The organism is Bdellovibrio sp. (assembly GCF_047637665.1).
Classification (GTDB): Bacteria; Bdellovibrionota; Bdellovibrionia; order Bdellovibrionales; family Bdellovibrionaceae; genus Bdellovibrio.
Map to the genome: position 1 here is coordinate 1 of NZ_JBLJBT010000008.1, position 11,703 is coordinate 11,703.

The 11,703-nt window shown below is 47.7% G+C and carries 12 protein-coding genes; 8 read left to right on the forward strand and 4 right to left on the reverse strand.

Annotated elements, in window-relative coordinates:
• Nucleotides 1-323 precede the first annotated feature (323 nt).
• From rsgA to ACM64D_RS01520, 4 genes are all read left to right on the forward strand, one after another.
• Nucleotides 324-1,412: a ribosome small subunit-dependent GTPase A gene (gene rsgA / locus ACM64D_RS01505; protein ID WP_415061415.1), complete on the forward strand. Its 1,089-nt coding sequence runs from the start codon at nt 324-326 to the stop codon at nt 1,410-1,412.
• Nucleotides 1,413-1,559: 147 nt separating this feature from the next.
• On the forward strand, nt 1,560-1,790 hold the full coding sequence (locus ACM64D_RS01510; RefSeq protein ID WP_415061416.1) for an AbrB/MazE/SpoVT family DNA-binding domain-containing protein: 231 nt from the start codon (nt 1,560-1,562) through the stop codon (nt 1,788-1,790).
• A 68-nt stretch (nt 1,791-1,858) separates the two neighbouring features.
• Nucleotides 1,859-2,629 carry an SGNH/GDSL hydrolase family protein gene (locus ACM64D_RS01515; RefSeq protein ID WP_415061417.1) on the forward strand — a complete coding sequence of 257 codons (771 nt, stop codon included), beginning with the start codon at nt 1,859-1,861 and terminating at the stop codon, nt 2,627-2,629.
• Between the two features lie 91 nt (nt 2,630-2,720).
• Nucleotides 2,721-3,650: a DUF72 domain-containing protein gene (locus tag ACM64D_RS01520; RefSeq protein WP_415061418.1), complete on the forward strand. Its 930-nt coding sequence runs from the start codon at nt 2,721-2,723 to the stop codon at nt 3,648-3,650.
• Here the strand turns inward: ACM64D_RS01520 and ACM64D_RS01525 are convergent.
• The 4 genes from ACM64D_RS01525 to ACM64D_RS01540 all read right to left on the reverse strand — a co-directional run bounded on the left by ACM64D_RS01525 (nt 3,604) and on the right by ACM64D_RS01540 (nt 8,164).
• Nucleotides 3,604-6,564: an SPRY domain-containing protein gene (locus ACM64D_RS01525; RefSeq protein ID WP_415061419.1), complete on the reverse strand. Its 2,961-nt coding sequence runs from the start codon at nt 6,562-6,564 to the stop codon at nt 3,604-3,606. The genes ACM64D_RS01520 and ACM64D_RS01525 overlap by 47 nt on opposite strands.
• A gap of 110 nt (nt 6,565-6,674) precedes the next feature.
• A complete protein-coding gene (locus ACM64D_RS01530; RefSeq protein WP_415061420.1) occupies nt 6,675-6,806 on the reverse strand; it encodes a hypothetical protein in 132 nt (43 codons plus the stop codon).
• Nucleotides 6,807-6,905: 99 nt separating this feature from the next.
• Nucleotides 6,906-7,805, reverse strand: coding sequence for a hypothetical protein (locus ACM64D_RS01535; RefSeq protein WP_415061421.1), 900 nt, complete (start codon nt 7,803-7,805; stop codon nt 6,906-6,908).
• 71 nt (nt 7,806-7,876) lie between these two features.
• Complete coding sequence (locus tag ACM64D_RS01540; protein ID WP_415061422.1) at nt 7,877-8,164, reverse strand: YciI family protein; 288 nt, start codon at nt 8,162-8,164, stop codon at nt 7,877-7,879.
• A 136-nt stretch (nt 8,165-8,300) separates the two neighbouring features.
• Between ACM64D_RS01540 and ACM64D_RS01545 the strand changes: the two genes are divergently transcribed.
• From ACM64D_RS01545 to ACM64D_RS01560, 4 genes are all read left to right on the forward strand, one after another.
• The gene (locus ACM64D_RS01545; RefSeq protein ID WP_415061423.1) at nt 8,301-8,768 is read left to right on the forward strand and encodes a hypothetical protein; all 468 of its coding nucleotides are present in this window, start codon (nt 8,301-8,303) and stop codon (nt 8,766-8,768) included.
• 51 nt (nt 8,769-8,819) lie between these two features.
• On the forward strand, nt 8,820-9,098 hold the full coding sequence (locus ACM64D_RS01550) for a hypothetical protein (protein ID WP_415061424.1): 279 nt from the start codon (nt 8,820-8,822) through the stop codon (nt 9,096-9,098).
• 31 nt (nt 9,099-9,129) lie between these two features.
• Complete coding sequence (locus ACM64D_RS01555) at nt 9,130-10,347, forward strand: MFS transporter (protein ID WP_415061425.1); 1,218 nt, start codon at nt 9,130-9,132, stop codon at nt 10,345-10,347.
• Between the two features lie 94 nt (nt 10,348-10,441).
• Complete coding sequence (locus tag ACM64D_RS01560) at nt 10,442-11,221, forward strand: murein L,D-transpeptidase catalytic domain family protein (protein ID WP_415061426.1); 780 nt, start codon at nt 10,442-10,444, stop codon at nt 11,219-11,221.
• The last annotated feature ends 482 nt before the right edge of the window (nt 11,222-11,703 follow it).

Consider the following 11,703-nt stretch of genomic DNA (forward strand, 5'->3'; position numbering starts at 1 on the left):
CTTATGCCTCACTTATTTATGACTCATCGTTTCCCACTGTTAACCGTGAAGAACCCTATAAAAACCCTCCAAAATTCATAAATACCTGAAAACTCAAACCAGTAGTTTCATAAGTTACGTCCCCCCCATTGACCCTGTGATCCAAAAGACGTAGCATTAAACCATCCAACGCCAAAACAGGGAGGGCTTATGATTGTCACATTCTTTAAATCAAACAACAGCTCTCTTGGGTTTAAGTCTTAATTTTACCATTTTAAGCATTTCAATTTAAAATCCACGAGAGCTCCGTTTTATTTTTCAACAATAAATTTTGGAGTTATCGAGTGAATTTATATTCAAACCTCATCCCTTTGGGATGGGACTTATTTTTTGAACAACAACTAGAACTAACAGATAAAAACCTCAAAGTGGGTCGTGTGATCGGACAAGAACGCGACCTCTATCGTGTGGCTTTTGCTGAAGAAGACACCTCGTGGGCGCAGATCTCGGGGCGGTTTCGTCATGACAATGAGATGTCGTCGGGAAGTTATCCCGCAGTAGGTGATTGGGTTTTGTGTAAAAGTGAAGAGCATCAGGATAGGGCACTCATTCAAAAGGTGTTGGGACGTCGATCGTGCTTTTACCGCAAAGACCCTGGTGAAGGTGTGCAAGTGGTTGCTGCCAACATGGACGTGGTTTTTATTGTTACCTCCATGAATCGCGATATGAACCTGAAGCGCCTGGATCGCTATTTAAGTATGGTGTGGGATAGCGGAGCTTTGCCTGTTTTGGTTTTAAGCAAAATGGACTTGGCTGACGATGCAGAGTCTCTGCTCCAAGAGCTAGCTGACACGTATGTGGGAGTCCCTATTCACGGGGTCAGTATCTTTGAGTCTTCCACATGTGAAGTTTTAAAAACTTATTTGAAGCCAGGAAAAACCGTCGTGTTGATGGGATCATCGGGGGTGGGGAAGTCCACTTTGACGAATTTCTTTTTAGGCGAAGACGTCATTAAAACTCAAGATGCTAGAGAAGATGACGATCGAGGGCGCCATACGACGACATCGCGCTCTTTGTATCGCTTACCTGAAGGCGCTCTTTTGATGGATACGCCGGGGATGAGGCAGTTGGCTTTAGTGGATCAAGAAGAGGGTGTGCAAGGTCTTTTTGAAGACGTTGTCGACTTAGCAAATTCTTGTCGCTTTAATGACTGTGCCCACCAAAGCGAGCCAGGGTGTGCAGTTCGGTCCGCTTTAGAAGACGGACGTCTGCAAGCGGACAGATGGGAGAGCTACTTGAAACTGCAAAGGGAAGTGTCTCATCAGGAACGGAAAAATGATCCGCAGAAGTTAGTGGAGGAACGCAAACGATGGAAACAGATCAGCAAGGACTTAAAAGCACGTGTAAAACAAAAAGGCCGGGGAGAAATCTGACCCCGGCCCTTCTTTGAGCTATGAAACTAGCTTAAAGAAGGGATTGTGGGGGGCTCTTAAGTACTGATTCGACAAGGCTGCTTTTGTTTTTTAGTCTTAAAGGATAGCCAATAGGAAACATCTAGAGAGATTGGAGCATCGCAGCCCATGGGAAATTCAGGTGCAACTTCAAAAGCCTCAAAGAAAAATCAAACCACAATTCCAGCCAGAGTCCGAAAAGCCCTAGGGGTCGCAAAAGGAGACACTCTTCTTTGGACAATCAGCGGTGGTGAAGTTTCAGTACGTATTCTCAAAAGAGGCAGTGCGGATTGGAAAAAGACCTCTGAGTTGTCTCTGTTAGAGTGGAGTTCGGAAGAAGATCAAGAAGCGAGCCCCTAGCCGAGAGGCCGTACCGCACCGGAAGGGTACCCCCTTCCCAGGTAAACTATTGTTATATTGGGGAACACATGAATTCTACTCTTATCGCCATCATTCTGTTTCTAACTTTTTCATCAGCCCAAGCCGCCTCTGAAGGTTCCGTTAGCAAAGTCCTCTTTGTTGGGGACTCTCATTCGTACGGTAACTTTGGAAAAGTCTTAGATAAATATCTGCGAACTCGAGCCTCCGATGTTCTTTCGATATCAAGCTGCGGGTCATCTCCCTCGACGTGGACTACGGATAAAGGCAATTTTAAGACCACCAATTGTGGGTATTGGCGTCGTAGTGCCATCGACAAAGAAATCCGTGTGAAAAGTCACCAAATGAACTCCTTCAGTCAAGAGTTCGACACTCTGAAACCCGATGTGACGGTGATCTCTCTGGGCACAAACATTCTATCCAGTGAAGGTGATATCCAGCGCGAAAAAAAACATATTGAAAAGATGATCCAATATGCTCGCAAGGGTGGATCTCAGTGCGTGTGGATTGGCCCCCCAGACTTGGCTCGTGATCCGTATAAAAAAAATCTTCCGAAAGGAATCGCAGAAATCAAAGCCGTCGTTGAAAAAAACGATTGTATCTATATTGATTCTGCTCGATTGATCAAATATCCCCAAGGCAGCTCCGATGGTATTCACTATGGGCCACAAGATGCGACGAAATGGGGTGAGGCCGTTCAGAAGGCTCTTGATTCTCAGTGGAGTCAAATCGAAGCCGCCAGCCAAAGAGAACGCCGAAAAGCGAGTGCTGGGAAATCCTTGGAAGGAACATCCACAACGAGCTCCAAAGGGGCCAAGTAAGAACGCGTTTCCTTCCGCGTCCGCTCCTGTGAATTGGCAGATATGCTCTTAATATAGCGGCTTTCTCTTTTGAGTTTGATAAAGTTGAAAAATGGATCTGCGAATTGGAATATCAGGATGGGTTTATTCGCCATGGCGGAAGGTGTTTTATCCAAAGGATTTGCCTCAAAAGCAAGAGCTCTATTTCGCCAGTCGCCAGGTTAATTCCATCGAAATCAATAGTTCATTTTATAATTACCAAAAGCCTGAGACCTATCAGCGCTGGTTTAGTGAAACGCCTAAGGACTTTTGTTTTTCAGTAAAAGGCCCCCAATACATCACACATGTTCGTCGCTTGAAAGATATTGAAACTCCCTTGGCAAATTTTTTTGCGTCGGGTGTGCTATTTCTGGCTGACAAGCTGGGGGCGTTTTTGTGGCAGTTTCCGCCGAACTTTCGTTTCGATGAAGGTCGTCTTGAGGATTTTTTTAAACTCTTGCCTCGATCCTTTGTCGATGCCGTAAAGCTTGCGAATTCTTCGGACCGATTTCAGCCGGGCTATCCCACTTCTATCAGTCGGTCGAAGCGACCTTTACGTCACGCCATAGAAGTGCGCCATCATTCTTTTGAAAATCCTGATTTTATTCACTTGATTCGCAAATACAACATTGCGCTGGTTTTTGCCGACACCGCCGGGAAATGGCCCTATATGGAGGACGTGACCAGTGATTTTCTGTATCTCCGTCTTCATGGTGATGAAGAGATCTATGTTAATGGATACGACACGGCGACGTTGCGTTTGTGGGCCCAGCGGATTCAAGTCTGGCGTCAGGGGCGAAGCCCTCAAGACTCTTTAACTATTCTCGACTCCAAAGATGACGGACGCAGGCGGGATGTCTTTGTTTACTTTGACAATGATGTGAAGGTGCGTGCCCCTCAAGATGCACAAACCCTGATGAAAATTCTCGGAGTCGAAGCGAGGGCCTCTTTAGAAGTTACTTCGCCAAAGAATATTTCCCCGGTACATCTGCAAAGGCAATAAAAACATAAGTATATCCAGAGCCGTTAATTCGTGTTGCAGAGTCGCGAATCTTAAATCCATTCGATAAAACATCAAACGAACTTAATGTTGTCTCGCTATTGTCGAGGTTGGCTTTGAGGCTTGTCGACGATGGATTGATCGGAGTGCGGGTGGCGTCGAAAATTTCCCAGTTTTCAGCTCCCCCAGATAAAGATTTGATCATGATCCACTGCGGTTTGAAGCCACACCAAATAAAGGGGCCATCCGCAGAGGCATTGCCGGCGTAAGAGCCTATTTTGGAAAATCCTTCGATTTCAGCAAAACAATAGGCAATATGAAAATTACCACTGCGGTTGGTGAAACCATCATTACCCAAAGTAAAGACGGACGAGGACGGCGCAACACTGTTCCACATATTGGAAGTATTGGTCTGCACTGCCGTGCTATTCAAAAGAAGATAATATGCGGCAGAGGTGAGACTCTTATGATAGACCACCCAGCTTCCCGAATAGTCGCGATTCTTTACGAGGATCATCTTCGGGGCCACATCCAGTCCATGCCCCACGGTCGCACCCGAGGTGGCGTTCCCCAAATAAGAAACAATACTGATTCCCGCAGTCTGATTGGCGGTGAGGGTAGACACAATAGTGCCTTGAGTATTCACAGGATAGCCACTTGTAGAGTTGTAAATAATAACAGCGCCCGAAGCTCCCGGTTTTCCCGCACCTCCAGCACCGGCGGCTCCGGCTGTTCCACCAGCGCCGACAGTGATTGAAAGTTGCTGTCCGCTTGAAACAGCGATGGTGGCGTATCGCAATCCGGCTCCACCTCCAGCGCCTCCCCATCCTGTGATCGGGCTTCCGTTGCCAAATCCGGCGAAGCTTGAGAGCCCTGCGCCTGTTGTGAGGCTCGTTCCATCGCCCGCAGTTCCGACGGTCCCTGAAATTCCACCGTCACCACCAGAGCCTCCACCACCAGTTCCGCCAGCCCCAGAAACGTTGGGACCCGCGCCCCCAGCTCCACCGCCGTTGGCTGTCAGTGTGTCTAAAGTCGAATTTCCTCCGACGCCTCCAGATCCGCAACCAGCGCCGCTTCCGCCGCCGCCACCTCCGCCTCCAATGACAAGGACAGAAAGGGAGGTGACTCCCGTTGGTACCGTGTAGGTGTAAGTTCCCGGGGTGGTGTAGCGTTGCAATTCCGCGAAATTACTTTTCGCGTTCCAAAGCCAGGAGACAAAAGTTTGCCCGCTGGTATTGGGAAAATTAGCGGACGCCGCCACTCGAATGCCGCCACTGATTAAACTTGTGATGGCGTCATCTTCTGCTTCAATGGTCGTGGTGTTCGAGCTGATTGTTTTATAATAATTCGTGCCTTTTCCACGCATCGAATCGACAAGGCGGTGGGACGTGGCGGCTGTATTTCGAGATTTTCCCCAGACAAGATCAGGAGTGAAAAGGGCTCCTGTCAGATCCCGAGCTGTTCCATCTCCAGAATGAGTCAATACATCAAAATGGTTCTTAGGATTTTTGATGATGGGGTCCGGCAGATTGGCTTGGCAAAGAGCTCTGAAGCCCGTAGGTGGTGCATGACGGAAGTAGCCCCGAGCACTCGAGTGATAAGTTGCGGAGGCAAGCAGGGGTGCTTGACCAAAATTAACCTCCAGATATTGCGAGGCATAGGTATCAAATGCCGGAGAGTAATCTCCTGCGGGAATGCTGGAGGCCAAGGTTCCCAGAAGAGTTCCGTTTTTATAAACATCCAGAGTTTTCGCATCGAGATCTAAAGCAAACCCGACAATATCCGTTGACGATGCTGCTGTCGCGAAGGCAGAAAGCGTTCCGGAGGTCCGCTTCTGACCAGTATCTAGGCGATAGGCATAGTCATTGGCTCGCGCTCCAAGATCTTGCACGGCACCCGTGTAAACCGGCATAGCCGTAATGCCACAGTAGGTGCCAGTGACCCCACCAGGTCCACTCACTTCCCAATACCATTTTCCAGAGGAGACACTCATTGTTGAGGCTCCCACGGAGGCCACCGCACCACTAGGTCCTAGAAACTTCAAATTCGCATTAGAAATCGTCGGCACTGTGCAGGCCGTATTGTATGCAAGAGGATTGAGCGTCGCATAACTATTGCCGGGGGCTTCCAGGGTATGATCGTAAGTGGGGCCCGCCGTCAGAGAAATATTATTGCACGTCCAATGATTCGCTTTTGAAGACTTATCATAGCCAAGAGTCGTCAGTGTTGTTCCGTCATCAAAATCCAGCAAGAAAGAACTCGCTCCTCCCGCATTGACGATAGATTTGACTTGAGCTTGAGTGCGCGTCACCCATTCATTGAGGTTTGTATTAAAATATCCAAAGGAAGTTGGAGCCAGTGCCTGACCATCGATGAAGGCCACGCGAGAAATATAGCCATCAAGGTATTGGGCCGAAAGATCTCCCAATTTGCCAATAACATTTGTGTAAGCGCTATTGAAAAGAAATGAGTTGGCGGTCGCAGTTCCTGTTCCGACGAGGTTTCCATTAACATACAAATTGATCGTACTGTTCGTAGTAACAGAAAGAACGATATGGAGCCACGACGAAGGGTCTCGGAAGTACTTGCCTGTGGTGGTTAAGACATAAGAATTATACAGCTCAAGACGAAGTTGGTCAGAAGCATCAAAGACAAGATCACAGGTTGCAACAGCATTCAGGCGACATCCCGCCAGAACTTGAACGGAGCCTAGTTGGCCACGTTTAGCCCACAGGGAAAGCGTATAGGTAAGAGGAGTCGAGGAAAATGTTCGGCTAAGATAGGCCGTTGCACTAGAACGAAATCTCAAACATCGTCCAATATCACCAGCTCCCATCGCAGAGCCTCTCCAGAATGCACCTAAATTATAATAACCGGCCTTGGCCTTGTCTGTGACTCCCGTAATCGCCATGGACATGGAGAGAGCAACCGAGGACTTAAGAAAGCTTCGCCTTGAGATTTTCGAGCTTCGCGGCATCCTTCTATTTTAGAGTCAGGAGAGGGGGAATGGCAATAGGGACTTGGTATTCAAACTGAGATTCCTCTGTCAGGCCAAACCCTGGCGAAGGGCTCTTGCAAAGCTTCGACACGGTTTGAGACAAGCAACTTTTGATAGATGATCTTCACGTAACCTGCCACGGTCTGCGGACTCAAACCCATGTGTTGAGCGGCCTCAGGCGCGGTCGTCCCTTTCGCTAGAAGGGTGGAGGGTTCGAATCCCCCTTGAATAGGGGGCTGGAGTTGGAATTTTCTGCTTGATTAGATTTTGATGTTCGGAAGTTCTAAAGACAAAGTGTCCGTGTCGAAGATCGGCGTGTACGGATTTTCAGTCGGCGACGTGATGAAGACGTTCAAGTCGATAACAAAGGCTCCGTTTTCTTTTGAGGGACTGTTGGAACGAAACCAATTTTCCATCTGTGTGGCGATGGCTGCGGCGGTCTGACTTGTCATCTTGGCCGAGGGAATTAAAAGAACCGGCAATTGTATTTCAAGTTCGTCGGGCCCTTGAATCGAATCATAGCTATATTCTATACGAAGTGCAAAGGTCGCCTCAGGGCCTGCGGGTTTGACCGCTTCGTCCAGTAGGCGAGTCATCCATTTTTCTAAAGTCAGAATCTCGTCAATCTTGGAATTTTTGAGAATCTTCGCAAGATTGTATTCTGCTCGGTAAATTACCAGAGGCAGAGCGGCATTGGGGAAGTTGACCCACGGAGAGTAAGTGTTATCAAGAGTGTTCTTGATGCGACTACTGACCTGCGCTTCTTTATTGATGAGGATGTCCCAATTCTCAATACTCAAAGTGATCTCATTGTTTTCAAAACGGACCTTCGGTTTTGCCAGGCCGGCGGGGTAACTCGATGGCGTCTCTACGGTCAGCTCAATCTTTTCAGCCCCCGCATTCTTGGCACGAAGAATAAGGGGATCCATCGTGGGCTTCGGTTTAACTTCAAGGATCTGTCGATCCCAGGGCCAACTTGTTCTAAGACGGACTGAGAAAGTGACCTTCTTCATTTCATCCAAAGTGGTGGCTTCGGGATTTGCTGAAAAACTCTGTGCAATGAGAGTCGGAGGAACAGAAGTTGTGGCAAAAACCGAATTGAGGGCCGCGAAGAAAGTGAGAGTTGCGGCAAGGAGGAGATATGATTTTTTTGTTTTCATATATTTCAATTCACCCGTGAGTATTGTTAAGACGACGATAGATGAGTTTACTTTTTTTGTGGCCGGTTTTTTTATTTTACAAGCTCCGCCATCTCCGGAGCAAACAGAGCCGGATTAAACTCAACAACCTCATAAGAAGCAATGTTATTGACTTTGAACGGGTCGTTCTCTAGGAAGTCCAAAAGTTTTTTCTTATCGTTCCCACGCGCCAAGATGATCCCTCCTGTGCGAGGGACCTGAGATCCTGAAGCAAGGAGTAGTTTCATCTCATAGCCCAACTTTAAGAACTCACGGTGAGACGCTAAATATTCATCAACTTCGTTGAGCGGTTTAAGGTAAGTGACGGTTACAACAAACATCAGAGCATCCTCTTGAAAGAATATGATCTATAGTGGATAAGGAAAAAGAATTATTTGAATTCTTCAGATATCACTTTAGGATGAACTTTGGATAATCTCCAGTTTTTTGACTCATTTTTACGCGGGAGGATAGGGTATGAACTTTAACTATTATGCGATTTGGCGCGGAGTTCACGTTCTTTCCGTTCTTCTGTGGATTGGTGGGGTCGCTTTTGTCACGTTGGTTTTGATTCCGGCTTTACGCAAAGGGGGCGGGGATTATGAGACCTTTGAAAAACTTGAACATCGCTTTGGGAATCAGGCGAAGATTACAACTCAGTTGGCTCTGATCTCGGGCTTGGCGATGCTTTGGGTGACAGATACTTGGGCGCGATTGCTGAATACTTGGTGGCTGTGGGCAATGCTTCTTGCTTGGGCGATGTTTACTTTGATGCTTTTTGTGCTTGAGCCGATTGTCATTCATAAGCTATTGCATCAGCGCGCGCAGAAGGATCCCAAGGGAACCTTGGAGTTACTGCAGAGATTGCATTATCTTTTGCTAGCGGTCGGCCTGGTCGCCCTTGTCGGGGGAGTGATCGGAGCCCATGGCGGAATGTGGTTTTAACGGGAAGATCTATGAAGCAGGTGGACTTCACTGGCGTGGCGAGAGGTTTTCGTGAAGCAAAATATTGAGATTTGTTCAGGATGTATTGCTCGATCAGTTGAAGACGCGGGGGAAGACCTGGGGCAGATCAAGAAAGAGTTTTTGCATAAAGTCCTTGAACTTTTGCGTATGCAAAGACCCGATGTTGAATGGTCCCTTGAGACAACCTCATGTTATCGATTCTGTCCTCCCCATCGCCTTTCGCTGGTTGTTAATCAGAAGCTGGGTATGACTCGCGGGGCCTCCGTTGAGACGGTTGTTGATGACATCCTTTCGCGTTTTCGTAGCTGACATAAGTTTTTCTTCGCATTAGATTCTTTCTATGTTTTTGAATCTAGCCCCCCTTAAAGAATATCGCGATTATCGTCTTCTCTATTTTGGTCAAATGATCTCTTTTCTTGGAAGCATGGTCAGTTATGTGGCGATCCCTTATCAAGTCTATGAGTTAACTAAAGACAATTGGTTGGTGGGCATGTTAGGGCTCGTGCAGCTTTTGCCGGTCCTTATCTTTGGCATATTGGGGGGCACTTACGCCGATCGTCTCAATCGAAGAAGGCTGCTCCTGGTCTCCGAACTCCTGATGAGTCTCCTCATCTTGGGTTTGACGCTCAATGCGTGGAGTAGCCAACCTTCTCTTCCTCTTATTTTTGTATTGGTCGCTTTGTTTCAGTCTGTCGTCGGCTTCCATCGCCCGGCTATGGATGCTCTCACTCAAAAACTTGTCGACAAAAAGCACTACGCCGCAATCGGAGCACTTGGAAGTTTTCGGTACGCCGCGGGTGCGATTGTTGGTCCCGCTTTAGGGGGTATTCTTATCGCGAGTTTTGGTATTAAGGGCGCGTTCTTGTTCGATTTAATCACCTTTGTTGCGGCTTATGTGGCCTTGTCGATGATGTCATCAATGCCAGACCCCGAAAGATCGGCCCGCTCAGCGTGGGCTGAAGCGCGTGAGGGCTTAAATTACGCGCTCTCAAAGCCCGAACTTATTGGTACCTACGTGATAGATATCGTGGCTATGGTTTTTGCGTTTCCGGTCGCTCTTTTTCCGTCAATGTCAGAGCAATGGGGAGGTGCCTCGGCGGCAGGCTTCCTGTTTTCGGCGATGGCTGTGGGTTCGTTGGTGATGACGGTTCTTAGTGGATGGACCCATAAAGTCGCCCATCATGGGCGAGCCGTGATCATCGCTGCTGCGTTGTGGGCGGTGTTTATTGTTGGAGTTGGATATTCCGAACAGCTATGGTTGGCTCTTCTGTTTCTGGGGTTGGCGGGGGCTGCGGACATGATGAGCGGTCTTTTTCGCGGCATTATCTGGAATGAGACCGTTCCCAATGAGTTGCGAGGGCGTCTTTCCGGCATCGAAATGATTTCCTACATGTCAGGCCCTCTTTTGGGGAACGCTCGGGCAGGCTGGATGGCCGCAAAGTACTCTGTTCCAGTGAGTATTAGCGGAGGAGGCATCATCTGCGCTTTTGCAGTCATTGCGACGGCTTTGTGTCTTCCTAAGTTTTGGAGCTATTACGGTCATCGCCCGAAGCTATAGCCTGGGGTGCGTGTCTTTTTTCTATGTCAAATATCCTGACAGTTTCCTTCTTGCACTCAAGGGACTATATAGTTCGTTGAGTCGGAGGAGTCTTATGCGTTTATTGTTAACTGTCATTCTAGGTCTTGCCACAGTTGGCGTGTCCCTTAAGGCCACTGCGGAATCCTCCACTCTGATTGCAAAAAAGATTCTCTCTCAAGGTGTGCCGGCAGATGCGCTCTCTAGAATGACAAAGTTTCTTTATGAAAATAAGGGGCGCAGTTTCAATCAAGACACTTATACGTGTGATGGGAAAGATCCTGAAGATGTAAAGCCTTGCGATGAAGAGAAGCGCAATCGCAGCTCTAAAAAAGTTCTTCTGGGAAGCCCTCAGTATGTGGCCATTGTCGACTACTCTGCACCTTCGACAAAAAAACGTTTCTATCTTATCAATCTTCGTACGGGTTCTGTTGAGAAGTACTACACGTCACATGGCGTGGGAAGTGGGCGCAGCGATTACGCGTATAGATTTAGCAATAGAAAAGATTCCCGTCAGACGTCTCTGGGGTTCTATCTAACGGGAGAAGTGTATCAAGGTTCATATGGTAAGACGCTGAGAATGTATGGTCTGCAGCGTTCAAACGATCAGGCTTACAATAGGGACATTGTTATGCATGGGGCTTGGTACGCCAGCGAGGACTTCATTAGCTCGATTGATCCTGTCACGAAAAAGCCCCGCGGACGCCTAGGGGTGAGTTGGGGTTGTCCTGCTGTATCCCTTTCTGTTGCTGATAAGACGATTCCATTGCTGAGGGGTGGAAGTGTTATTCTGCATTATCACGGGGAATTGCTGGATGAGGCGCAAAGTGGGCAAGAGGTTCCTGGGAAAAAATAGGGTCAGTGGGGAATATTGACTTGGTTGCCTGGAGGCTGTTTTTAGGATTTTTTGCCTACAAAGGCGGCATTTGCTGGAAGTCTTACATGGAAAATCGCCATTATGCTTATAAGCATAGCAAATCAGCCTCCAGTGCGCGCTGAGCTACTAAGCAAATAAAAAAACTTGCGCTATGGCCACTTTGCCCTTATAAATCGTGCTTCCTTCGCCGATACGTTTGGTCGCCAAACAGATTCTAAGCCTAACTATTTGATTTGTATTCAAATGTAAGGATGGGGTTGCTCCATAGGGGCTGATTGCGAGGATTTTTTCGAAAGAATTTATTTTTAAATTTTTTCGAAAAAATGTTTGAGAGGGTATTGACAAGGCTTCGGTCTTTCGATAAAACCTCTACCTCGTCGCTACGAAATATTAACGACGAGCAAGATTCGCTCTTTGAAAACTGAATAGCTAGAATGATAGATTTTTGGGCTCTTTGATAA